This window comes from Lysinibacillus xylanilyticus (genome assembly GCF_001183605.1).
Classification (GTDB): Bacteria; Bacillota; Bacilli; order Bacillales_A; family Planococcaceae; genus Lysinibacillus; species Lysinibacillus xylanilyticus.
On the sequence record NZ_LFXJ01000002.1, the window covers coordinates 434781 to 459021 of the forward strand.

General features: G+C 36.7%; 21 protein-coding genes. 17 read left to right on the forward strand and 4 right to left on the reverse strand.

What is annotated here, in order from left to right:
* Window positions 1–109 precede the first annotated feature (109 nt).
* The 3 genes from ACZ11_RS02390 (at window position 110) to ACZ11_RS02400 (ending at window position 4614) form a co-directional block, all read left to right on the forward strand.
* Complete coding sequence (locus ACZ11_RS02390; protein WP_049663351.1) at window positions 110–817, forward strand: DsbA family oxidoreductase; 708 nt, start codon at window positions 110–112, stop codon at window positions 815–817.
* Window positions 818–1323: 506 nt separating this feature from the next.
* On the forward strand, window positions 1324–1947 hold the full coding sequence (locus ACZ11_RS02395) for an FMN-dependent NADH-azoreductase (RefSeq protein WP_049663355.1): 624 nt from the start codon (window positions 1324–1326) through the stop codon (window positions 1945–1947).
* A gap of 306 nt (window positions 1948–2253) precedes the next feature.
* Window positions 2254–4614: a bifunctional 2',3'-cyclic-nucleotide 2'-phosphodiesterase/3'-nucleotidase gene (locus ACZ11_RS02400; RefSeq protein WP_082172637.1), complete on the forward strand. Its 2361-nt coding sequence runs from the start codon at window positions 2254–2256 to the stop codon at window positions 4612–4614.
* Between the two features lie 29 nt (window positions 4615–4643).
* On the opposite strand, the gene ACZ11_RS24830 is transcribed toward ACZ11_RS02400, so the two are convergent.
* Window positions 4644–4754 carry a DUF2500 family protein gene (locus tag ACZ11_RS24830; RefSeq protein WP_082172638.1) on the reverse strand — a complete coding sequence of 37 codons (111 nt, stop codon included), beginning with the start codon at window positions 4752–4754 and terminating at the stop codon, window positions 4644–4646.
* A gap of 582 nt (window positions 4755–5336) precedes the next feature.
* Here ACZ11_RS24830 and ACZ11_RS02405 point away from each other — a divergent pair.
* The 13 genes from ACZ11_RS02405 to ACZ11_RS02460 all read left to right on the forward strand — a co-directional run bounded on the left by ACZ11_RS02405 (window position 5337) and on the right by ACZ11_RS02460 (window position 18882).
* The gene (locus ACZ11_RS02405) at window positions 5337–5642 is read left to right on the forward strand and encodes a winged helix-turn-helix transcriptional regulator (RefSeq protein ID WP_049663360.1); all 306 of its coding nucleotides are present in this window, start codon (window positions 5337–5339) and stop codon (window positions 5640–5642) included.
* 215 nt (window positions 5643–5857) lie between these two features.
* Window positions 5858–6772: a UDP-N-acetylmuramate dehydrogenase gene (gene murB / locus ACZ11_RS02410; protein ID WP_049663362.1), complete on the forward strand. Its 915-nt coding sequence runs from the start codon at window positions 5858–5860 to the stop codon at window positions 6770–6772.
* A 54-nt stretch (window positions 6773–6826) separates the two neighbouring features.
* Window positions 6827–7582, forward strand: coding sequence for an exodeoxyribonuclease III (locus ACZ11_RS02415; protein WP_049663527.1), 756 nt, complete (start codon window positions 6827–6829; stop codon window positions 7580–7582).
* A gap of 536 nt (window positions 7583–8118) precedes the next feature.
* Window positions 8119–10482, forward strand: a complete 2364-nt coding sequence (locus tag ACZ11_RS02420) for a penicillin acylase family protein (protein WP_049663365.1) — start codon at window positions 8119–8121, stop codon at window positions 10480–10482.
* 174 nt (window positions 10483–10656) lie between these two features.
* A complete protein-coding gene (locus tag ACZ11_RS26130; RefSeq protein WP_161804421.1) occupies window positions 10657–10827 on the forward strand; it encodes a hypothetical protein in 171 nt (56 codons plus the stop codon).
* A 202-nt stretch (window positions 10828–11029) separates the two neighbouring features.
* Entirely contained in the window at window positions 11030–11401 is a 372-nt protein-coding gene (locus ACZ11_RS02425; protein WP_049663368.1) for an ArsR/SmtB family transcription factor, read from the forward strand.
* Window positions 11382–13508, forward strand: coding sequence for a heavy metal translocating P-type ATPase (locus ACZ11_RS02430; protein ID WP_049663370.1), 2127 nt, complete (start codon window positions 11382–11384; stop codon window positions 13506–13508). Before ACZ11_RS02425 ends, ACZ11_RS02430 begins: the two co-directional genes overlap by 20 nt.
* 284 nt (window positions 13509–13792) lie before the next feature.
* Window positions 13793–14092, forward strand: coding sequence for a late competence development ComFB family protein (locus ACZ11_RS02435; protein WP_337988571.1), 300 nt, complete (start codon window positions 13793–13795; stop codon window positions 14090–14092).
* Window positions 14093–14393: 301 nt separating this feature from the next.
* The gene (gene mntR / locus ACZ11_RS02440) at window positions 14394–14813 is read left to right on the forward strand and encodes a transcriptional regulator MntR (protein ID WP_049663374.1); all 420 of its coding nucleotides are present in this window, start codon (window positions 14394–14396) and stop codon (window positions 14811–14813) included.
* A gap of 137 nt (window positions 14814–14950) precedes the next feature.
* Window positions 14951–15808: a CvfB family protein gene (locus ACZ11_RS02445; protein WP_049663377.1), complete on the forward strand. Its 858-nt coding sequence runs from the start codon at window positions 14951–14953 to the stop codon at window positions 15806–15808.
* Window positions 15809–16471: 663 nt separating this feature from the next.
* Window positions 16472–17386, forward strand: a complete 915-nt coding sequence (locus tag ACZ11_RS02450) for a DUF1002 domain-containing protein (protein WP_049663380.1) — start codon at window positions 16472–16474, stop codon at window positions 17384–17386.
* Window positions 17387–17521: 135 nt separating this feature from the next.
* Window positions 17522–17803, forward strand: coding sequence for a GNAT family N-acetyltransferase (locus ACZ11_RS02455; RefSeq protein ID WP_049663383.1), 282 nt, complete (start codon window positions 17522–17524; stop codon window positions 17801–17803).
* Window positions 17804–18573: 770 nt separating this feature from the next.
* Entirely contained in the window at window positions 18574–18882 is a 309-nt protein-coding gene (locus tag ACZ11_RS02460; RefSeq protein WP_049663385.1) for a hypothetical protein, read from the forward strand.
* Between the two features lie 15 nt (window positions 18883–18897).
* On the opposite strand, the gene ACZ11_RS02465 is transcribed toward ACZ11_RS02460, so the two are convergent.
* The 3 genes from ACZ11_RS02465 to ACZ11_RS02475 form a co-directional block, all read right to left on the reverse strand.
* The gene (locus tag ACZ11_RS02465; protein WP_049663387.1) at window positions 18898–20043 is read right to left on the reverse strand and encodes an MFS transporter; all 1146 of its coding nucleotides are present in this window, start codon (window positions 20041–20043) and stop codon (window positions 18898–18900) included.
* Between the two features lie 118 nt (window positions 20044–20161).
* A complete protein-coding gene (locus ACZ11_RS02470; protein WP_049663390.1) occupies window positions 20162–21682 on the reverse strand; it encodes a succinate CoA transferase in 1521 nt (506 codons plus the stop codon).
* A gap of 414 nt (window positions 21683–22096) precedes the next feature.
* A complete protein-coding gene (locus ACZ11_RS02475) occupies window positions 22097–22747 on the reverse strand; it encodes a LytTR family DNA-binding domain-containing protein (RefSeq protein ID WP_049663393.1) in 651 nt (216 codons plus the stop codon).
* Between the two features lie 503 nt (window positions 22748–23250).
* On the opposite strand from ACZ11_RS02475, the gene ACZ11_RS02480 reads away from it, so the two are divergent.
* Window positions 23251–24045 carry a helix-turn-helix transcriptional regulator gene (locus tag ACZ11_RS02480; protein WP_049663395.1) on the forward strand — a complete coding sequence of 265 codons (795 nt, stop codon included), beginning with the start codon at window positions 23251–23253 and terminating at the stop codon, window positions 24043–24045.
* Window positions 24046–24241: the final 196 nt, after the last annotated feature.

Consider the following 24241-nt stretch of genomic DNA (forward strand, 5'->3'; position numbering starts at 1 on the left):
TTTTTACATTCAGTATGTAGATTGATTTGAAAATTTATGCAATGGAGCATAAAAATTGCCTTACTGTAATTACTATCGCTACAATGTAGCAAAAGGAGCGTGACTACCTATGAAAATTGAAATCTGGTCAGATTATGTATGTCCATTTTGTTATATTGGTAAAAAGCAACTAGAGCAGGCGATTCAGGATACGGGTCTTGCAGGGCAGGTAGAGCTAGTTTATAAAAGCTATCAACTTGACCCAACAACACCTGTGGATACAAATGTGTCTACGTATGAAGCATTGGCGAAGAAGTATGGAATGTCATTAGAAAAAGCAAAAGAAATGACGCAAGGTGTTGCTGCTCGCGCTAAAGAAGTTGGTTTAGATTATAACTTTGATAATTTAATGGAGGAAAATACATTAAAAGCGCATCGTCTAGTAAAATGGGCAGAACAACAAGGGGATGTTTCAGCGCTTGTTGAAGCACTATTATACAGTTATTTTATTGAAGCAAAGCGTATTGGTCAGGACGATGTATTAATCGATATTGCTGAGCAAGTAGGTCTGAATCGTGAAGAAGTTGCAAAGGTTCTTTCTATCGATGATTTTAAAACAGAAGTAGAGACTGATATACAGGAAGGATTACAGCTTGGTGTACGGGGGGTTCCGTTTTTTGTGCTAAATCGTAAGTACGGTATTTCTGGGGCACAACCTCAAGAAGTATTTGAAGCAACTTTACGTAAAGTTGCAGAGGAAGAAGGCTTACAACCAGGATTAAAGATGGCAGGCTCTGAAAATGGTGGAGTTTGTACTGACGATAGCTGTAAATTTTAATTCTGTTAGAGAATGACCAAGAGATAATGGAACCTGATCACTTTGGGCAGGAAGCCGATCTGACTATTACAACATTCGGATAAGGACCTCGAAAAGGTTGGGTTCCCTTACAGAATACTCTCGAAACACGAAGAAGCTCTGGTAAGTTCATTTCACAATCCAAGCAACCTAACACATATGCTTTAATAGCTCATTAACAAAAGGGGATGGACCTTTGTTAAACGCATATCATGTGGCAAAGTTGATTGGAATGGAGGCTGAGCGACTCCTCTAGGATTAGCGACAGCAACAAATGTTTTATCTGTGCGAAAGCGAAGCGTCAGCTGCAAAGTGCCTAGTCGGAATGGAAATCAACCTTATGTTTTGGTGTAAATATTTTGAATCAACTATATCTCAGACAAAAGTCTGAGTCTACTAGCGTTGACTTTTTTCGCAAAATTTTTTAATATACTTATATATCTTGAATTCGAGATATTAAACTTAGATATTAAGGGAGAATTTATACAATGAATGTATTAGTAGTAAAAGCTAACAACCGTCCAGATGGTATTTCAACAAAAATGTATGACACATTTATGGAAAATGTACAAGGTGTAGATGTAACGACTTTTGACGTATTCGCAGAAGACATGCCTTATTTCGGTCAAGATCTTTTCAATGCTTTTGGTAAAGTTCAAAATGGTGAAGCGTTAACTGACGTTGAATCACGTCTTTTAGCAGCAAAACAAAAAGCTATGGACGCTTTAACTGCAGCTAATGTTGTTGTATTTGCTTTCCCACTTTGGAACTTAACAATTCCAGCGAAATTACAAACTTTCATTGACTATGTATTCCAAGCTGGTTATACATTTAAATATAATGAAAACGGTCAATTAGAAGGCTTAATGGGTGACAAAAAAGTTGTAATTTTAAATGCTCGTGGTGGTTACTATTCTTCACCTGAAGCACGACCAATGGAAATGTCAGTTAACTACATCAAAAATGTTGTTGGCATGTTCGGTATGGGAATTATCGAAGAGGTTATCATTGAAGGTCATAACGCGTCTCAAGATAAAGCACAAGAAATTATTGCAAATGGCCTAGAAGCGGTTAAAAAAGTAGCTCAATCTTTACAAACTGTAAACGCATAATAAATTATTTTTTAACAAAAGTTCTCTCTAATTCGAGAGGACTTTTTTTATTTCTTTCATAGAGGTATGGTAATGGTGAAGAGGTCTAAAATACTGGTATTATGCGCATATTTTTGATTTACATTTAATAACATCATATTGTGTGAAATAATTATGAAATGATATTAATCTATCTTTATTGAGTAAAGTGTTTTGCTATTTGGTTAAAAGTACATACAATTAGGACTATTTGTTCAGTTAATAAAGCAATTAGTATAATATAATAGAAATCGTAGGAAAATATTAGATTTTCAAGGAGGGTGTTTCATGAATAAGAAATTAATGACTAAATTCTTAGCGATGTTACTTGTTCTATTCACAGTCTTACCATTTGGACTATCCGCAAATGCTGCATCAAACGATGTAACACGTGGGGATTATGTAAAAGAATTAGTAGAAAGTTTAAATGTAGACCTAGGTGATGGTTCCAAAATTGCCTTCACTGACGTCTCTAAGGATCTAGCCCCGTATGTAGAAAAAGCAGTAGAATTGAAGCTTATTAACGGTAAAACTTCGACATTATTTGGTCCAAATGATAAATTGACACGTCAACAAGCATTTGTTATTTCTGCTCGTGGATTAGTCAAAGAAAACGCTCCACTTTCTGTGTTAGATAAGTTTAAAGATGCAGATCAAGTTGCAACAACACATAAGCAAGATTTAGCAAATGCCGTTGCTGCAAACATATTACAAGGCTTTGCGGATAACACAATTCGCCCTCGTGACTATGTAACAACTAAGCAAATGCAAAGTATTATTGAACGCTTTGTAGCCGAATACAAATTACCTACATCTACATCTAAAGTAGATCTTCAAATTTTAGGAACAACAGATATTCATACAAACCTTGCAAATTATAATTATTTCTTAGATAAAGAATCAGCTGATGTAGGTTTAGCAAACACAGCAACATTAATTGAACAAGCCCGTTCTAAAAATCAAAACACATTATTATTTGATAATGGCGATTTAATTCAAGGAACGCCACTAGGATCATATAAAGCGTTAGAGAACGTTTTAAAACCGGGTGAAGTTCATCCAGCTATTGCAGCACTAAATGCACTGAAATATGATGGTGGAACTTTAGGGAACCATGAGTTCAACTATGGTTTAAAGTTTTTAGATGAAGTATTAAATGATGCAAAATATCCAGTCGTAAATGCAAACACATACGACGCTAAAACAAAAAAACACATGTATACACCTTATGTAATTCTTGATAAAGAGGTTGTAGACAATACAGGTAAAAAGCACACAATTAAAGTTGGCGTTACAGGTATCGTACCAACAAAAATTGTTGAATGGGATGCTATTCATTTAGCAGGCAAAGTAGAAATGCAAGAACCAGTTGAAGCGGTTAAAGCGGTTGTACCAGAAATGCAAAAAGCAGGTGCAGACGTAATTGTAGTACTTTCACACTCAGGTATTGGTGAGGATACTTACGTAAAAGGCAACGAGAACGTAGGATACCAAATCTCTGAGATTAAAGGGGTAGACGCTTTAATTACAGGTCACTCTCATTTAACATTCCCAGGTGACTATAAAAATCTTAAAAATGTTGATCAAGAAAAAGGGACAATTAACGGAGTACCTACAGTAATGGCAGGAAGCTATGGTAGCTATCTTGGAGTTATTGATTTAAAACTAGAACAACAAGGCTCTAAATGGGTTGTAGTGGATGGAAAAGGTTCTATCCGTTCTATCAAACAAGAAGGCTTACAACCATCTAAAACAGTTTTAAATGTAATTAAAGAAGCGCATGAAGGTACGTTGAAGTATATACGTCAGCCTGTTGGTGAGACAACTGCACCAATCCATAGCTACTTCTCGATGGTTCAAGATGATCCTTCTATTCAAATTGTGACACAAGCTCAAAAATGGTTTATTGAAAAAGAATTAAAAGGTACTGCTGATGAAAAAACACCAATACTTTCTGCTGGTGCTCCTTTCAAGGCAGGCTCTCGTAATAACCCTACAGATTACACAAACATTCCTGTAGGTCCGCTTGCAATTAAAAATATGGCAGACATCTATTATTACGATAATACTGTCGCTACGATTAAAGTAACAGGTGCACAAGCAATTGAATGGTTAGAAATGGCTGCTGGTATTTTTGCAACAGTTGATCCAAATAAAACTGAAGAGCAAAATATTATTGACCCAGAGGCACGTTCTTACAATTTTGACGTATTAGATGGTTTGACATATCAAATCGACGTAACATCACCAACGAAATATGATAGTCGAGGTATTCTAGTAAACGGAAAAGCAAATCGTATTAAAAACGTGCAATACAACGGTAAACCAATCGATTTGAAGAAAGAATTTATCATTATTACGAACAATTACCGCGTGGGTGGTTCTTATGGTGCCACATTTAAAAATACAGATGGTTCTAACATAACAAACTATGCTTATGAAAATCGTCAAGCTGTAATTGATTACATTATGGAAAACAAAACAATTAATCCTGCTGCGGATAACAACTGGTCATTTGCACCATTCCCAGCAAATACAAAAATTATTTACAACTCTGCTAAGGATGCACAAAAAGTCATTCCTGCCGGTAGCAATATCGAATATTTAGGAGATACAGAAGGCGGCTTTGGTAAATATTTAATTAAGTAATAAAGAAATATTAAAAGGAGAGTGCGTTGTTAAACGCTGCTCTCCTTTTTGTGTCGCTCAAATGTATGATAACGTGTTCCTTGAAATGTTAATAAGCCATAGTCACCATCTGCAAGCTGTCCATAATCGCGACCATTCATTTTTAATTTGTCTTAACCTGGAATCCATGTACTTCTTGCGCCCATGGATTGACAACGTTCCCCGTATATACTGTTGTAAATACGATAGGCTTCGTTATGCCTTTAAATTAAATCTCCATGTATAGCAAATTTCTTATCTTCTAGTTTTTCAATATATGTAAACGTAAATGAAATTTTTGGATAAATGTCAGCGTCAAAAAGTCAAGAGATACAAGATGCACATCGCGATCAAAGTTTTTCGTAGAAACACTAGCAACAGCGATTTCAAAGGAGATAAACAATGGAAGGTGTCATAATAATGAAATCATGTGCATCTATATAGAAGTAAGTTGCCATTTTCAATGTAAATATTAGACGACCATGACTCTCCTCTAATTGGACGGTCATGGCTAATTTCTATGCCATCATTAGTCTTCATAGTTAGATAAGGTAGTAGTTACCTCGAAAATGATAAAACACTCTTAAGTTACATTTAGTAATTAAATAAAAAACAGTAAATAGATTACTGTAAGTAAATAAGTTACTTCAAATTTACTTTTTTAAAAATAATCGTTACAATAGAGTACATAAGAGGTGAAAAAAATGAATGAGTCAAATTTATGTCCTCGTTTAGCTAAAGCAATGGATTTAATTGGAAAACGCTGGACAGGGCTAATTTTATATCAATTATTAGACGGACCACAGCGTTTCAATGAGATAGAATCTTCATTACCTGTAAGTGGTCGTTTATTATCTGAACGTTTAAAGGAGCTAGAAAAAGAAGGGCTTGTTGAACGAAAAGTATATTCAGAGGTACCAGTGCGTGTTGAGTATTCTTTGACGGATAAAGGCTGGGCATTAGAAGGAGCAATCCGCAATATTGAATCATGGGCAACGAGCTGGCTTTAAAATTATGAAGCTCGAATTTCTGATGGATAGATAGACATTGGGCATATGTAATACTAATGACCAGGAATTTTCTTTATCATATTCATCATCTCTGCAGGGACTCTCGCTACCCGTTAAGGCGAGATAAAAAATAACCTTCATTTTACTTGTCAAATTAGGGTTCTAAATCCATACTAGTGTAGAGTAAGAAGGACGTTAGAAAGGAATTAGCTCTTATGACAAAAGAACAATGGGCTGCGGATTTAGCACAGAGCGTTAATCCAGCCAATATTAAGTTAGATGAATCATTACATCAATATACTATGACAAAATTAGGCGGTAAAGCGGATGTTTTCGTTCTCGTTGAAACAGAGGAAGAGGCAGCAACGGTTATTCGCTATGCCCATAAAAATAATATACCTTTATTAATGTTAGGTAATGGATCTAATATGGTCGTTCGTGATGGCGGTCTTCGAGGGATCGTTGTTACATTTTCATTTTTAGATGAGATTCACATTAATGGTGACCATGTTTATGCGCAAAGCGGTGCACTTATTAAGGATGTATCGAAACTAGCCGCAGCTGCATCTTTAACAGGTTTTGAATTTGCATGTGGTATCCCTGGCTCAGTTGGTGGAGCTATGGCAATGAATGCAGGTGCATATGGCGGTGAAATTAAGGATATTATTATTTCTTCGAAAGTATTAACAAAAGAAGGCGAAATTTTAATATTATCGAAAGATGAGCTTGAACTTAGTTATCGTCAAAGTATCATTGCTAAGAAGGGATATTATGTATTATCATCCGAATTTCAATTAACAAAAGGTGTACAGGAAGAAATTGATGCAAAAATTGCTGATTTAACGTTTCAACGAGAATCTAAGCAGCCGTTAGAATACCCATCTGCAGGGAGTGTTTTTAAGCGCCCGCCAGGTCACTTTGCTGGCAAGCTTATTCAAGATAGTGGCTTACAAGGAAAAGGCGTAGGTGATGCAGAGGTATCAACGAAGCATGCAGGCTTTATTGTTAATAAAGGTAATGCAACGGCTACTGACTATATTGCAACAATCCAAATGGTACAACGAGTAGTTAAAGAAAAGTTTGGCATCGATTTAGAAACAGAAGTAAAAATCGTTGGTGACGAATTATAGGATACTACGCCCTTCACTAATGGTGGAGGGCGTTTTTTGAGGAGTGAAACAAAAATGAAGTTTATATCATGGAATGTTAATGGAATTCGAGCCTGCTTAGGCAAAGGGTTTTTAGATTTCTTCAATCATGTAGATGCGGATTTTTTCTGTATTCAAGAAACAAAGTGCCAGGCTGAACAAGTGGAGATTTCTCTTGAGGGATATGAGCAATATTGGAATTATGCACAAAAGAAAGGTTATTCAGGTACAGCCATCTTTACAAAACATACTCCACTTGCAGTACGTTATGGGGTTGGTGACAATGAATCGCAGGAAGAGGGGAGAATTATTACACTAGAGTATGAAGATTTTTACTTAGTGAATGTTTATACCCCAAATTCACAGCGTGATTTAGCTAGACTACCTGTTCGTTTAGAATGGGAAGATCGATTAGCGCTATATTTAAAAGAGCTAGATTCCAAAAAACCTATAGTTTACTGTGGTGATTTAAACGTCGCACATATGGAAATTGATTTAAAAAATGCGAAGTCTAATGTTGGTAATTCAGGTTTTACATATGAAGAACGTGAAAAAATGACGGAGCTTTTGGCTAGTGGTTTTGTAGATTCATTCCGCTACATGTATCCAGATACAACAGATCACTATACATGGTGGTCTTATATGAATAAAGTTCGCGAGCGTAATATAGGATGGCGTATTGACTACTTTATTGTTTCAGAAAGACTAAAGAACAAAATTAATGTCGCAAGTATTCATTCACAAATTATGGGCAGTGATCATTGTCCAATTGAATTACAGCTTAATAACTAAGATTTATGAACAATAAAATGATCAATTAAAGTATGGCTCCCCAGCAAAACAAGTGGTTGATTTCCGTTCCGACTGGGCGCTTTGTTGTTGCTGTCGCTTCGCTTTCGCACAGAGCAGAGCTTCCTGGGGGCGTCCGATGAGCCGCTTCGTTCCTTTTTTTCGCTGATCCCCGAGGAGTCGCCCAGCCTCCACTCCAATCAACCTCTTCACATATCTTTTATCTTTTGGCACGATTGTCTAATTTTTAGTGATAGAACGAAACTTTTGCAACATAAATATTTTGTACGAAAGTGAAGTGTAATGGAAACATAGGTAGAGGAAGTGCGTTCGCAGGGAAGCTATTAGCCTGGAATGGAAACCATCCTTATCTATAACATTCACAAAGAGCCCCTTTAATATGACAATAGTTTTTCAACACCATAAAAAATCGTATTTTCTAAAAGGAAATACGATTTTTTTTATACTGCAAAGCAATAAACATTAAACTTCGAATCTTTAAAAGGTAAAAGAATATATTGCAAAGAGGGGGTTGAGATGTGAAAAAGTTTACATGGAAAAAGTGGCTACTAGCTATTGCAGGATTTTTAGCCATAGTAGCTCTTGTTGCATTTATCGGATTTACCTGGTTTATGAATAAATCAAAACCAGTAATTGATGGAGAGCTTTCGTTGAGCGTGTTAGATGAAGATGTAACTGTCACAAGGGATGACAAGGGAATCCCTCATATTTTTGCTAAGACAGATGCAGATTTGTATCGTGCACAAGGCTATGTTCAAGCACAAGATCGACTGTTCCAAATGGATTTAGCGCGAAGACAAGCTAGTGGTCGTTTGTCGGAAATAATCGGTGAGGCAACTATTGATACTGACAAACATTTCCGAACGTTTAGCTTGCGTGATGCAGCTGAAAAATCATTATCTACCTATGATGCAGAAAGTAGGCAGGTTCTTGAGTGGTTTGCAGATGGCGTCAATGCTTTTATTGCACAGGCAAAGAAAAGTAATACATTAAGCTATGAATTTGCATTACTAGGCTACGAACCAGAGGAATGGTCCGTTGTAGACTCTCTTACTATTGGTAAATATATGGCCTATGACTTAGGGGGGAATTGGAATACGCTTGCTTTCCGGCATTGGGCTTTACAAAACTTTGATGAAGAAAAAGCAAAAGAATTATTTATAAAATATCCTGAAAACGCTTCATCTATAATAGAGGCAAATAAAGAAAATCCTGTAGCTGTGGCAGGGCATTTTAATGCAGATCTTTTGCCAAATGAATTTAACGGCAGTAATAACTGGGTTGTATCGGGGAAGAAAACAAAAAACGGTACGCCAATTTTAGCGGATGATCCACATTTAGGATTAAGTACACCATCTATTTGGTATCAAATGCATCTACAATCTCCAGAGCAAAATGTGAGTGGCGTTATCTTTGCAGGTGTTCCAGGTATTATTTTAGGCCACAATGATAACATTGCATGGGGGGTGACGAATGTTGGACCTGATGTTCAGGATTTATATATTGAAATACCAAATCCAGATGACCCAACACAGTTCCGCTATGATGGCAAGTGGGAGCAAGCAGATGTACGTGATGAACCGATTAAGGTGAAGGACGGCGAAACGGTTGATTTTGAAGTCGTTGTCACACGTCACGGCCCAATCATGACAGATTTAGCTTTTAAAGATACTGAGCCTACAGCACAATTTTCGATGCAATGGACGGCACTTCAACCAACGACAGAGCTACGTGCAGTACTAGGCTTTAATAAAGCAAAGTCCTGGAATGAATTTGAAAAAGCGTTAGAGGATTTTAAGGCACCAGCTCAAAACTTTGTCTTTGCATCAAAGGATGGCACGATTGCTTATAAAGCGAATGGGCAAATTCCGATTCGAAAACAAGGAGACGGGCAATTACCGGTACCGGGTGATTCTAGTGACTATGGCTGGGAGGGATTTATTCCTTGGGATGAGCTTCCGACTGTAGTAAACCCCGATGAAGGCTTTATTGCAACAGCGAATAATGAAGTCATTGGGGAAGAATATTCTTATCATATAACAGATCTTTGGGCACAGCCTTATCGTTTTGAGCGGATTAAGGAAGTTTTAGCGGCGAATGATTCTTTAACAGTGGAAGACATGATGAATTTACAAATGGATCAGCATAACCTATATGCTCGTGAATTTTTACCATATTTATTAACATCGATAAAAGCACAAGATCAGGATGGAAAATATAAAGATGTTATTAAACTATTAGAGAATTGGGATATGGTAGATGCAAAGGATTCAGGAGCGCCATTAGTGTTCCATACATTAATGGAAAAGTTACAGGAAGTGTTATTTAAGGATCAAATGCCAGAAGATATGTATGAATTAATGTATGGGAAATTTAATATTACAGACCAGCTTTTACGTACAGCTTATGCAGGTAAGAAGAGCATATGGATCGAGGAGCAGGGTGGAGTAGATGCAACAGTCTACAAAGCGTTAGAGCTCACTGTTGCACAAATAGAAGATCAATTCGGAAAAAACGTATCGAAATGGAAATGGGGTGACTTCCATCAGCTTACCTTTGACCATACATTAGGTAAAGCTTCGCCAATTCTTGCAGCATATTTTAATGCTAAAAAGGTTCCTATTGGTGGTTCAAAGGTTACTGTTCAGGCTGCTGATAATGACTTAGCTGGAAATGTTAATCATGGAGCATCATGGCGCTTTGTAGTAGATGTTGGTGATTTAAGCTCAGCGTATCATATCGTTGGTCCCGGGCAGAGTGGACATGTAAAATCTGCTTGGTATCAAGATCAAGTAATGGATTGGGCTAATGGAGATTATCATCAAACGTTTGTGAGAAAAGAAGATATTAAAGGTAAAACGTTGTTATTAAAAGCACAGTAGGAAGAGATGTTATAAGATCTATAGGGTTTTATATTAAGAAAACATGGTTTTTCAGGGGTTGATTTCCATTCTGGCTGAGTGCCTTATTGTTGCTGACGCTTCGCTTTCGCACAGTTAAAACATTGTTGCTGACGCTTCGCTTTCGCACAGAGCAAAGCTTTCTGGGGGCGTACGGTGAGCGGCTTGGGCAAACACGAGGTTGGTAACGAAGGCGTTATCACAGGACGTGATGCTTTTAGCCTTCGTTCCTCTATTGCTGATCCCCAAGGAGTCGCTCAGTCTTCACACCATTCAACCTCTTATCATGCCCTATTAATCTCCACTTTGTTTAATATGTCACCGTAATTTCAATAACACAACAACATGCCAAAGTTATCACGTTGAAGTGATAGCTTTTTTGCATTTATATTTATGAGTTAGCAATTTATATAAATATTTTTTGAAAATTTGTGATATTAATCATTTACATTCAAATATTCATTTGAATATGATGGGATATTATGTTATATTGAAAACAATCAAACGAACATTTGAATGAGGTGATGAAATGTCAAAAGAAGTATGTGAGATAACACATGTTGATGAAGAAGCTGTCATTAAGGTACAACAGCAAATGCCAGATCTATCAGGAGTAGCAAAATTTTTAAAGGCATTATCTGATGAAACAAGACTTAAAATTGCGTATGCCTTAACGGTCAAAGATGAATTATGTGTTTGCGATGTTGCCTCCATTATCGGTTCTTCAGTTGCAACAGCATCGCATCATTTACGCTATTTAAAAGATAATAATTTAGCGAAATCAAATCGTAAAGGAAAGCAGATGTATTACTCTTTAGCTGATGAGCATGTGTATCAAATTGTAACGGTTGCCTACGAACATGTGAAAGAGGGGATTACAAATGGCGGTGACACCAACTAAACAAGAATACAGGCTACAAAACTTATCCTGTGCCAGCTGTGCAGCAAAGTTCGAAAAAAACGTGAAGGCTATTCCAGAGGTCCAGGATGCACAAGTGAATTTTGGTGCTTCTAAAATAACGGTTATTGGTAATATAGACGTTGATCAACTTGAAGAAGCAGGTGCCTTCGACGGCATAAAAGTTTCCCAATCAACAGTAAGAACAATTGAAAAATCAACACCTTTTTATCGAAAAACAGAAAATATTTTAGCTGGAATCTCCTTGCTATTCGTAGTCCTTGGATATGTGTTTGGAGCAATGCGTAGTGAAACTGAGCCGCTAACTATTGGGATGTTTATTATCGCGATTCTAGTTGGGGGAATTGGCATTTTTAAAACAGGTTTCCGCAATCTAGCACGCTTTGAATTTGATATGAAGACGCTGATGACCATTGCAGTAATCGGTGCATCCATTATAGGAGAATGGGAAGAAGCGGCCGTTGTTGTCTTTTTATTCGCTGTAAGTGAAGCACTTGAAGCGTATTCAATGGATAAGGCGCGTCAATCGATTCGTCAGCTAATGGATATTGCTCCACCAACAGCTACGATAAAGCGAGCGTATGGCGAACATTTCCATGAGATGGAGCTACCAACGGAAGAGATTGAGATTGGCGATATTTTAATCGTTAAACCTGGTCAGAAGATTGCTATGGACGGAATTGTAGTTAGTGGATTGTCAGCGGTGAATCAGGCAGCGATTACAGGTGAATCTATTCCGGTCAGTAAAACAGTCGATGACGAAGTATTTGCAGGAACTCTAAATGAAGAAGGTGCCCTAGAAGTTCGTGTGACAAAGCGAGTAGAGGACACAACAATTGCAAAAATCATTCATCTTGTTGAAGAAGCACAGGCAGAAAAAGCACCTTCGCAGCAGTTTGTTGATCGCTTTGCGAAATACTACACTCCTGCAATTATGATTGTTGCTTTACTTGTTGCGGTTATCCCTCCTTTATTTATAGGTGATTGGCAACATTGGATTTACCAAGGATTAGCTGTCCTCGTTGTAGGTTGTCCATGTGCATTAGTCGTTTCTACTCCAGTTGCTATTGTTACGGCAATCGGGAATGCTGCTAGACATGGTGTTCTTATTAAAGGCGGAATTCATTTAGAGCAGCTTGGTCATATTGAAGCAATAGCATTTGATAAGACAGGAACACTTACAAAAGGTCAACCTGCTGTAACGGATATTTTTACATCGCAAGAGATATCTGAGGATTATGTTTTACAGCTAGTAGCGGCCGTTGAAAAGCAATCACAGCATCCATTAGCTAAAGCTATTTTACAGTCATTGCATGAGAAAAGTTTAACAGAGCTTATACCGACAGACTTTCAATCCGTAACGGGCAAGGGTGCCTATGCAACGGTAGACGGTCAAACAATCTATGTAGGGAGCTTAAAATGGATTGCTACATTAACGACTGTTGATGAAATGCTAGAAGAACAGGTTAAAAAACTTCAACAACAGGGTAAAACAGTTGTAGCAGCTGTTAGTAATGATCAGTTTATAGGGATGATTGGTATTGCTGATCAATTACGTCCAGAAAGTAAAGATGTCTTGAATAAATTAAATGGTTTAAAAGTGAAGCATAAAGTTATGCTAACAGGTGATGCGGAGCCAACAGCACAGGCAATTGCAACTGCTTTAAATATGACAGATGTGAGAGCGAGTTTATTACCAGCAGAAAAATTAATGGCCATTAAAGATTTACGAGCACAGTTTGGTGCAGTGGCGATGGTAGGAGATGGTGTCAATGATGCACCTGCACTTGCCTCAGCTAATGTTGGTATTGCAATGGGAGGTGCTGGCACTGATGCAGCACTAGAAACTGCAGATATCGCATTAATGGGTGATGATTTAACAAAGCTTCCTTATACGATTGGCTTAAGTAGGAAAACATTACGCATTATTAAAGAGAATATTATTTTTGCCTTAGCCCTAAAATTAGTTGCCTTATTACTCGTTATTCCTGGATGGCTAACATTATGGATTGCCATCTTTGCAGATATGGGTGCTACGTTACTAGTTGTGTTCAACTCATTACGATTAATCAAAAGTAAGAAATGGTGAATAAGATATAATCGGGAGGAAGTGTGTAGGAAGTTTAACTTCTTTCAGTAAGTGTCTTTCGCGCAGGAAACATTTGCCGCTGACGCTTCGCTTTCGCGCAGAAAACATTTGTTGATTTAAAGCCTTCAGACGCAATTATGCCGAGGCGTAATTGATTCATTCTAAGGAGCTAGTGATATTTGTTATAGATGCTAATAGCGATTCTTGAAAAAAAGCTTTGTTAACGTTATTATGGTTTCAGGAATAATGTAACAATTAAATATAAATGAGGCGAAGGTTTGAATATGTCAGATCCTATTTTAGTAAATGTTACAGAGGAAATTGTGCGTGGTTTAGTAAGTTTTCTACTACGAGGACCGGAATATCAAACATTTTGTAAATGTGAAATCTGTGAATTTGACGCAGTGGCACTTACACTAAATGCATTGCCTAGCAAGTATGTTACATCTATGGAAACACGAGATGAAGCATTTAGAATGATGAATACTCCTGAAAATATCGAACGAATCAATAAAGAGATTATTCATGCATTACATGTGGTAAATAAGCATCCTCGACATAAGGAAGAGCCAACTTCTATATGAAGTTGGCTCTTCATATTTTTGAAAAACAAAATGGTCAAGGAAATCTTAGTGAATGATGTGATGCATTATATGAGGGTGATTTCCGTTCCAGGCTACTCGCTTTGCCAAAGACAATACTTTATTTAAAGATACCTTAATTACATTGACACAAATTTTTCAACTACAAGGGAGCCAACATATGAAGTTGGTTCTTTTTATGCTGCACATGTATTGATTTTCTGGCATATGTATTTTCAGTTAACTTTTAAGGCAAGCTTGTAGTAAACTAGAGAGTAAGAAAAGGAAAGAGAGGGAATAGGATATGCCAACACCTAGTATGGAGGACCATATCGAACAAATATATTTATTAATCACTAATAAAGGGTATGCTCGTGTGTCTGACATTGCTGAAGCATTATCTGTTCTTCCTTCTTCTGTTACAAAAATGGTTCAAAAATTAGATAAAGATGGTTATTTAGTTTATGAAAAATACCGTGGCCTTACATTGACGCCTAGAGGAGAAAAGCTTGGAAAACGTCTTGTACAGCGCCATGAACTTCTAGAGCAATTTTTGCGAATCATTGGTGTAGATGAAGAGCGAATTTACGATGATGTAGAAGGAATTGAACATCATTTAAGTTGGAATTCAATAGATCGAATTGCGGATCTTGTGCAGGTAATGGAAGAAAATCCGGATATCGCGAAAAAACTAGAGGCATCGAAAACACATCATAACTTTTAACTTCTTTCAGCAGATGTTTTTTGTAGCGAAAGCAAAGCGCCAGCTACAGATATTTTTTGTAGCGCCAGTACAGAAGTTATAGCCTCCAGCGGATAAGTTTTTTACCAAAATGATGGTAAGAGGGAAAGGAAGACAATATGAACGAATTAAAATCAGGTGAAGTTGTTACGTTAACTGTGTTAGAGCAACAAGCATCGAAATGGATATTAACAAATGGAGTTGACGAACTACCCTTAAATGCTTCAGAGGTAACAGAGCCACTTGCAGTAGGTGACCGCCTTGAAGTATTTTTATTTGCGGATCGTCGTGGCGATTTAGCAGCAACAACAGCTATACCATCTTTCGTACAAGGGGAATATGGCTGGGCTCGTGTTCTAAAAGTAGTCGAGCATGAAGGGGCCTTTGTAGATATCGGTACGTCACGTGAAGTACTAGTAAAAGCTGAAGATTTACCTGCAATAAAAGAGCTTTGGCCAGCACCAGGCGACTATTTATTTATGACATTACGCACAGATCGCAATGGAGATTTATTTGGACGTTTAGCAACTGAAGAAAAAATTTCGGAATTGTATGAAGGTGCATTTGAAGAATTGCATAATAAAAACATTAAGGCACGTCCATATCGTTTATTACCAGTTGGCTCATTTTTATTAGGTGTAGAAATTCCGTACCGTATTTTTGTTCATGAGTCAGAGCGTAATGAAGAACCTCGTCTTGGACAAGACGTAGATGTTCGTATTATTGATGTAAAAGATGATGGTTCAATGAATGGTTCACTTTTACCACGTAAGCATGAGCGTCTTTCAGATGATGCACAAAGAATTTTAAATTATCTACAAGAGGTAGGGGGCAAAATGCCATTTGGCGATAAATCCTCACCTGATGAAGTTCAAGAAATGTTTAAAATGAGTAAAGGTGCATTTAAACGAGCGTTAGGTACGCTTATGAAAGCTGGTAAGGTAAAACAGCAGGACGGTTGGACAGAGGAAATTTAACTACTTTTAGCACATGTTTTCTGTAGCGAAAGCAAAGCGTCAGCTACAGATGTTTTTTGTAGCGAAAGCAAAGCGTCAGCTACAGAAGTCTCCCACCTCTATAGTTGGTGAGAAGAGTGCGGTTTTAAGTCACTTTTCAGCAGGTGTCCAACATCCGCTGAAAAAAGTTAATGACTTCGGTCGATTCCGGACGCAATTATGCCGAGGCATAATTGATTGTGATTGTAGTAGATATTCTTCTAACTAAGATAGGATTACCGACTACTAAATGAAATTTTAAAAAAGACGAGAGCTACTTTGAAACCTTCTCGTCTTTTTTTCGTACTAATTATTGCTTACCTTCTTTTAGCATGTGGCCAAATATCCGTTGACATAGAGGAACTCAGTCTAAGAACGCCACGTCCTGTGGCAACGACTGAGTGGACCAGCATCGTGCTGTGTTGCTGTCGCTTCGCTTTCGCACAGACAAAGACACGTTGCTGACGCTACGTTAGCACTACGCTTTCGCGCAAAAACATTTGTTGGCCTAAAGCTGCGGGAGGATGTCACGGATTCGGAAAGGAGCTCTTAATGCAAGTACAAAGCCGGATCCGGACGAGGCATAATTAATGGGCAAACATTATACAGGCCAAAAGAGTTTTCTAACGAAAGGGGTCACACAATTTGAAAAAAACGTGGATAAAAATACTAACTGCGACTATGTTAGTATTTGGCGTGATGGCACCAGCAACAGGTTTTGCAGCCGATAATACGCCACCTAAAGCAATTGATGAAAAATTAGGAGTACCAATCGTCGTATATGGTGCAAACTTATCTGAGGCTGAAAAAGAGTCTGTTAAAGAGTCATTAAAAGTTAAAGAAGAGCCTGAAGTTGAAGAAATTACAGTTTCAGGTCAAGACTTAGCTAAATATATTAAAGATAGTAATTCAAGCTCTCGTATGTATTCTTCTGCCAAAATTACACGTAAGAATGCAGGAGAAGGCTTAGTTATTGAAATTGTTACACCGTCAAATATTACACAGGTTACTTCTGAAATGTATGCGAATGCCATGCTAACTGCAGGTATTGAAGATGCAACAGTACAAGTGGCGGCGCCTAAAGCAGTAACAGGTCATTCAGCGCTTGTTGGAATATACAAAGCTTACGAAGTAACAACAGGTGAAAAGCTTGATACTGATCGTACAGATGTTGCGAATGACGAACTATCAGTAGCAACTACTCTAACGCAATCGGCAGGCGTGGACGATGCTAAGGTTGCAGAATTACTAACAGAAATCAAAAAAGATATTGCAGAATCAAAACCAGCAACTAAAGAAGAGGTTGAAAAGATTGTGCAAGAGCAATTAAACAAGCTTGAAATTAATTTAAGTGACAAGGATCGTCAATTGCTAGTTGATTTAATGAACAAAATTAGTAAACTTGACATTGATTTTAGTCAATGGTCTAAACAATTAGATGATATTAGCAATACGATTAAAGATAAATTTGGATCGCTAATGGAAGATAAAGGATTCTGGGAAAGCGTGAAAAATTTCTTTGCTGATTTAAAGGATACAATTGCGTCATGGTTTAATTAATTCAAAAAAGAATCTGCAACACTTTCTCTTGATTGCTAGAGGAAGGTAGCAGATTCTTTTATTTTTTATGGATGGACTTTTTTAAGTGCCACAGTAAAAAAGCTATGTTACTATGAGAAAAAGGAGTGGTGAGAAATGGAATTTCAATTACAACAGCTAGCAGAAAATAAGCTTGCTTTTGTCTATGAGCAAGAAGGGGAAAGATTAGCGGAAATTACATGGCAACAAAAGGGTCAAGTAATGGTAATGGATCACACATATGTATCAGATAAGCTCCGTGGCCAAGGCGTGGCAAAGAAATTGTTGGATCATGCTGCAGCTTATGCACGTCAAAAAGGTTATAAAATGGAAGCTGTTTGCTCGTATGTAGTTGCGGCTTTTGAAAAATCTAATGATTATAATGATGTAAAACAATAAAGTGAAACTTTGATCAGTGGGGATTTTTTTATCCCCACTGATTATTAGTTTTCACCAATCGGGCGTTTTCGGGCAGTTTTAATCTCATCTTATTTCAAATTTTATGGTGAAACTTACTGCCCGTTAATGCGGGATGAAAAATAAGGCAATCTGCTTGTTAGATAAAGCGGATTGCCTTTTAAATTATTTCAGTAGGTGTTTTTGTAGCGAAAGCGAAAAGTCAGCTACAAATGTTTTAGTAAACCTCCGCTGAAAGATTGATTTTTAGCAAATCATCCATGCTGCTCCTTACAGTAAAATACTATAAATTAGTAATGTTAAGAAGCCTGCTCCGCCTATTAATGAAGCCATGTCTACCCAATCATATACTGAATCCAAATCTTTCACGATAATCACTCTCCAATTATTTGTATTAATACATTATTTCCCTTTAATTGTCATTTGCAATCATAAATATTTACGAAAAAATAGCTCATTACCATAACGTGGGATTGATTTCAGTTTCGATTGGACGCTTAAATGTCACTCATAGTTTTGATAATAAGCAAGAAATAAATACCTGCAATAAAATTGTGTAGGAAGATGATTAACTATGTCTTGGAAAACAGACTTACTATGAATTTTGTTTATATGATAGAGGAAAAGGGTTATAAATGAGTTCTCTCTTTTTATATATGCTGTAATGTATATAAAAATTATGTTTAGTCCTCAGATAATAAGGAAAAGATAAAATATAGAGCCAGATTCTATATTTTGGGGAGGGATTTATAATGGCAAAAGGTAAAGGAACAGGTGTTGTGATTGCAGGGCTAGCTTTAGCAGCATCTTATTTAAGTAAAAAAGAAAATCGTGATAAAGCATTAAGTATGCTCAATAGTACAAAATCTAAATTAGCATCTTATTTGAATACAACGAATATGGAGATGCACAAAGACATATCAGAACGTATATCGACTGAAGTAGCGACAGAAGCTGGAACGTCTCCAACAAAAATAGCTTCAAACGAAATGGTTGCTGAAGGTGGGGGACATACTAGTATCCATTACTATCATGAAGAAATTCATGAAAAAAAGAATTAATAACAAAAAACCTTCTCATTTCACGTGAGAAGGTCTTTTTTGTGTACATATAATGATCGTTGCAAATGCTAATAATACAATTCCGGTAAATATAAAGCCACTGACAATACCTAGAGAGAGCCAACCGAGCAATGAGGAACCTAGAACAACTCCTAGTGAAAAGAAGGCATAAAAATAACCATAGGCTTTTCCACGAACTTCAGCAGTCGTAGAGTCGATTAAAAGTGAATTTACTGATGGGAATAGGAAGCCAAACCCGATACCATAGCAGGCCATTGCGATATAAAGTAACGTACTTGAATCCGCCTGACTAATTAATAATTGACTTATCCCCATTAAACTTATACCAAGTGATAATGTTTTAATTGGTGCCACCCTATCGAAAATGCGGTTAGTCGGCAAAATAAATATGAGTACAGCAATAATTCCGAATGTACTCATCAAAGTTCCACTTAAGCGCGAATCAAAGCCTAAAGATTGTACTTTTAGAGGAAGGAGATAGGCAATAACCCCTTGAGAAAACATCAAAAAGAATGCACTGGTAAAGGCTTTTAATGCACCTATATTATTAAAAAGTACATAAAAAGGAATATTTGCAGTTGGAGCAGACTTTTCTTTTTTTACCTGATTTGATTTTAGTAAAAAGAAGGCAAGTATACCTAACAAGAGCATAAAGCTTGCTGTTATATTAAAAACGAATGGTACGCTAGTTCGACTCGCTAAAATTCCACTAAATGCGGGGCCGATTATTGCTGCAATGCCAACGAATGCTCCAGAGATAGCACTACCCTTACCTCTTTTTTCTTGCTCAGTTGCATTTGCTAAAAATGTGAAAGCGGCAGGAACGATAAAGCCCGCAACTAATCCATGTATAAAGCGGACTACTAATAGAACAATAGGATCTTCTACTAAATTATAAAGTGATAGTGAAAGACCTGTTGTTAAAAGTCCTAGGATTAAAATAGTAAATGGTCCCTTACGATCCGTTAAAAATCCAGAGATAATATTACCGAATGTATTGGAAAGAGAATACATACCTACTGCTAGGCCGGTAATGAAGGCTGATGCCCCTAAGGATTCAGCATATGTACTCATGACAGGAAGCTGGGTAAATAAGTCGAAAAATGAAAAGAATATAATCAAATAAATAAGTTTCTTCATAGTTCCTCCGATGGGAAATTGTAAGTGAGAATCAATATCACTCTTATTATACCATTTTCAACAAAAAAAGAACGCCTCATAAGGTTTTAACCTATGAGGCGTTCCTGAATAATGAAAATTAAGCTTTAGCAACTTCTTTTTTCATTGTTTTGTTTTTAGCAAGATTTACGTGCCATGAAAGTGCTTCCTCTAAAATATGAGGTGTTTGATGGCCGCCAGTTGCTTCTAGCGCACGGTTATAGTAATCCCAAAGTTGTTCTTTGTAATCTGGGTGTGCACAGTTTTCGATAATTAAAGGTACACGCTCTTGTGGTGCAAGACCACGTAAGTCAGCAATACCTTGCTCAGTTACGATTACATCAACATCATGTTCAGTGTGGTCTACGTGAGAAACCATTGGCACGATTGAAGAGATAGCGCCGCCTTTTGCGTATGATTTAGTAACGAAAATACCTAGACGTGCGTTACGTGCAAAGTCACCTGAACCACCGATACCGTTCATCATACGAGTACCAGATACGTGTGTTGAGTTTACGTTGCCATAGATATCTAATTCAAGAGCAGTGTTGATTGAGATTAGACCCAAACGACGGATAAGCTCTGGGTGGTTAGAAATTTCTTGTGGACGTAAGCAAATTTTATCAGCATATTTCTCTAGGTTGCCATATACTTTTTTCTGTAATTCCTCAGTCAGTGTAATTGAAGTAGCTGCTGCAAATTTAACTTTACCAGCATCAATTAAGTTGAATACAGCATCTTGAAGTACTTCAGAAGCAACAACTAAATCTTCAAATTCTGAATTTGCGAAGCCGTCAAGTACAGCGTTTGCAACAGAACCTACACCAGATTGTAATGGCATTAATTGTTTTGTTAAGCGACCAGCTTTAATTTCATCGCTGAAGAAGTCTAATAAAATGTTCGCCATTGTTTGTGTTTCTTCATCTGGCGGAACGATTAATGAAGGAGCATCTGGCTCTTCAGAAATAACAATCGCTTTAATTTTAGCTGGATCTACTTTAATACCGATGTCACCAATGCGTTGCATAGCATCAGTCATTGGGATTGCTTCACGTTGACCTTGCTCACCTGGTACATAGATATCGTGGATACCTATTAACGCTTCTGGATGAGAGATATTTAATTCGACAATAATATTTTCAGCGTAATCAGCGAAGATTGGTGAGTTACCTACAGAGTTTGTTGGGATAATAAGTCCATCTTCTGTAATAGCAACAGCTTCAAGAATTAAATATTTAATTGGTCCAATAATTCCTTGACGAACTAATTCAGCGTTATGTGAAAGATGAGCGTCAACATATAGGACATCACCAGTGTTAATTAAATTACGGATAGTTGAATCTCCTTGGAATGGTCCACGTTTGCGGATAACACCAGCATCAGCTAAGTATTTATCAACTTCTGGTCCTAAAGAAGCTCCTGTATATACATCAATTTTGAATTTTTCGTTTTTAGCGCGCTCTACTAAAGCCATAGGAACAACTTTTGCGTCCCCCGCACGAGTGAATCCACTCATACCAACTACATCACCGTCAGAAATCAGTGCTGCAGCTTCTTCAGCAGTAACAATTTTACTTTCAAGTTCTTTTAAGCCTAGGCGTTTTTGAACATTTGCATCCATAAAAAAATCCTCCCCTAAAAAGTTTGATGGAAACCGATTACAAAACTAGAAAAAATACGTAAGAATTTTCTGTTTATTCAGTTGTAGTATGACTCCAACCATTTGAATAATACTATCACCAAATTGTCACAAAAACTTTAGAAATAGCATTAAATTGAGTAAAAAGAGGAAAAATGAGCATAAAAACGAATTTTCGACAGAGAAAACGTTTTAATGTAGAGCTACAGTGGAAATTTTCTAAATATAAATGATTAAACAACAAAATGAGGGGTTGATTTCCGTTTCGATGTGCGCTTTCCTGGTACATTTGAGAGCTTTAACTAATGCCATCCCAAACTGTTGATAATGGGTATATAAATTTAGTAAGAAAAAAGTACAGCGAACAATAAAAAATGCTCGCTGTACTTATCAAAATTAGAAACCTAAAGAACGACGGAAGTAACTTGCGTAGCGTTGGCTGACTGGAATACGAGTACCGTCTTTCATGATTAATAAAAACGTTGAATGTGAATCTGGTTGAATTTCATCAATGTAGTCAATGTTAACGATATAAGAGCGGTGACAACGTATAAATGAGTCAGGTGCTAAAAATAGCTCAAGATCACTTAGGTTTAAACGGTGATATCCTTCACGGCTCATTGTCTTAACAAATGTTTTTCGAAGCTGTGTTTCAAGATAAATGACCTGATCATGCTTGATTGGGTACCAACAATCATCAATTTTGATTGTAATGTAGTTCGTTAAAAATGCTGACGGCTTTTGTGGGAAGATTGCAGTGATAGCACCCTTAGTTTCACCTTCCTCCATTAAAGGTATACTCATGCCGTAATATGCTACTCCAAATACATCAGGCTCAATGTAAGAGCTAATCTTTTGTCCGTAGTTTAACGCTTTATGAGCTGCAGAACCTTCTTTAATTGGGTCACCAGGTTTGATTTTTAAATCAACTTTTTTGCTTGCTTGGTAGTACAAGTACTCGTTTGTATCGGAAATTGCAATGGAAGTGTTCTCGGGGAAGAACTCCTTAATAATCTCCATAATTTCTTCTATTTGTTTTGGATCCACTATTAACACCTCGTCTAAACTTTTAAAAATAGTATTATCATCTATTTTACTACATATTCGTATAAATTATATAGAGAAGATTTCGGAATAAAAAAGAGAAATGTCGATTGATGAAATATAAAGTTGTGAAATGCATTACATAATTTGTAACAATTTTTAAATAATTACTAATTCATTTTGATATGTATATGGTAAAATCTAAGTGTAGGTAAATAAGTTTACGAGGTTTCTACTATGAATATGTGATAAATTAGAACTAGTGCCATGGATAAAATGTGGTTGAAAGGAAATCGCAGAATATGGTAAAATTCACTTTATAGTCTATTTTTTTTGTAACTGGTGGTTTAGTTGGGTTATTTTTAAGTTATATTCAATAATATAATTGTGAAATATGACTCAATTCATAAATTAATTAGGAAATACTATTTTCTTATACGAAACAGATCGTTGTCAAAAATTGCAAAAGAGTAATTCGTGCAATCTGAGGAAAGATGGGGAAGATTATGCAACTACATCAACATTCTATGTCAGAAACGATATCCAAAAGATACTTTCAAGAGATCGATAGTATTAACCAATACATCGGTATAGAAGAATTTTTTAATATTGAGTCGAAATTAATATTTGAAATTTACCATTTAGAATCTGTAAAGGCTAAGAAAACCTTGCATGAATTAATTGATATTCTTTCAATACGTTTTGGCAAACAAGTCATTAAAATTGTTCGAAGTTATTTTTCTGTTTTGTCGTCAATTGTTGCTCGTAAATTGCTAGACAATCAAGTTCCTTCGAAGAAAGCATTTGCTTTTAACATTGCTTGTAATGATATGATCGAAAATCAAATGAAAGACGCAGAATTTTTACAATTCGCTGACGATTTAATTGATTTCTTTGTCTATTTTATTGCAGATCGCAAGCAACCGACTTTCCGTCACCAAACAGTTAATAAAGTAATTATGTATATAAATGATGAATTGGAAAATGACTTAACAGTGGAAAGCATCGCAAATAACTTCCATATAAGTACTAGTCATTTATCGCGTATTTTTAGAGAACATGTTGGTATTACACTAGTTGAATATCTAAATGTACGTCGAGTAGAAGAGTCACAGTACTACCTTAGACACACTAATAAAAGTATTACTTCTATTTCAGATCAATTCCATTTCTGTAACCAAAGCTACTTTACCCGCATCTTTAAAAAATATACTGGGGTAACGCCCAAGCATTTCCGAGACGAGCTACATCATGAGTTTTATCGTTTTGAGATGGCGGAATCAGAGCTTCAAAACGTTTAACTTATTTCAGCGGGTGTCCTAACATCCGCTGAAATAAGTTAAAGCCTCCGGCCGCAATTATGCCGAGGCATAGTTGAAAGCCAGAAGTATACTTAGTTTTATTAACAATGAGTTATAAATAAGATTATTAAATAGATGCGGACATACTAGCGATGCTAAAGCTCGCTTCTTTTTTTATACTATGGAATTAGTAGCA

Coding starts and splice junctions, on each gene's coding strand:
- ACZ11_RS02465 (WP_049663387.1), bottom strand. CDS start 20,043: ATGAAGAAACTTATTTATTTGATTATATTCTTTTCATTTTTCGACTTA.
- ACZ11_RS02395 (WP_049663355.1), top strand. CDS start 1,324: ATGAATGTATTAGTAGTAAAAGCTAACAACCGTCCAGATGGTATTTCA.
- ACZ11_RS02415 (WP_049663527.1), top strand. CDS start 6,827: ATGAAGTTTATATCATGGAATGTTAATGGAATTCGAGCCTGCTTAGGC.
- ACZ11_RS02400 (WP_082172637.1), top strand. CDS start 2,254: ATGAATAAGAAATTAATGACTAAATTCTTAGCGATGTTACTTGTTCTA.
- ACZ11_RS02435 (WP_337988571.1), top strand. CDS start 13,793: ATGTCAGATCCTATTTTAGTAAATGTTACAGAGGAAATTGTGCGTGGT.
- ACZ11_RS02445 (WP_049663377.1), top strand. CDS start 14,951: ATGAACGAATTAAAATCAGGTGAAGTTGTTACGTTAACTGTGTTAGAG.
- ACZ11_RS02405 (WP_049663360.1), top strand. CDS start 5,337: ATGAATGAGTCAAATTTATGTCCTCGTTTAGCTAAAGCAATGGATTTA.
- ACZ11_RS02425 (WP_049663368.1), top strand. CDS start 11,030: ATGTCAAAAGAAGTATGTGAGATAACACATGTTGATGAAGAAGCTGTC.
- ACZ11_RS02430 (WP_049663370.1), top strand. CDS start 11,382: ATGGCGGTGACACCAACTAAACAAGAATACAGGCTACAAAACTTATCC.
- murB (WP_049663362.1), top strand. CDS start 5,858: ATGACAAAAGAACAATGGGCTGCGGATTTAGCACAGAGCGTTAATCCA.
- ACZ11_RS02390 (WP_049663351.1), top strand. CDS start 110: ATGAAAATTGAAATCTGGTCAGATTATGTATGTCCATTTTGTTATATT.
- ACZ11_RS24830 (WP_082172638.1), bottom strand. CDS start 4,754: ATGAATGGTCGCGATTATGGACAGCTTGCAGATGGTGACTATGGCTTA.
- mntR (WP_049663374.1), top strand. CDS start 14,394: ATGCCAACACCTAGTATGGAGGACCATATCGAACAAATATATTTATTA.
- ACZ11_RS02470 (WP_049663390.1), bottom strand. CDS start 21,682: ATGGATGCAAATGTTCAAAAACGCCTAGGCTTAAAAGAACTTGAAAGT.
- ACZ11_RS02480 (WP_049663395.1), top strand. CDS start 23,251: ATGCAACTACATCAACATTCTATGTCAGAAACGATATCCAAAAGATAC.
- ACZ11_RS02455 (WP_049663383.1), top strand. CDS start 17,522: ATGGAATTTCAATTACAACAGCTAGCAGAAAATAAGCTTGCTTTTGTC.
- ACZ11_RS02460 (WP_049663385.1), top strand. CDS start 18,574: ATGGCAAAAGGTAAAGGAACAGGTGTTGTGATTGCAGGGCTAGCTTTA.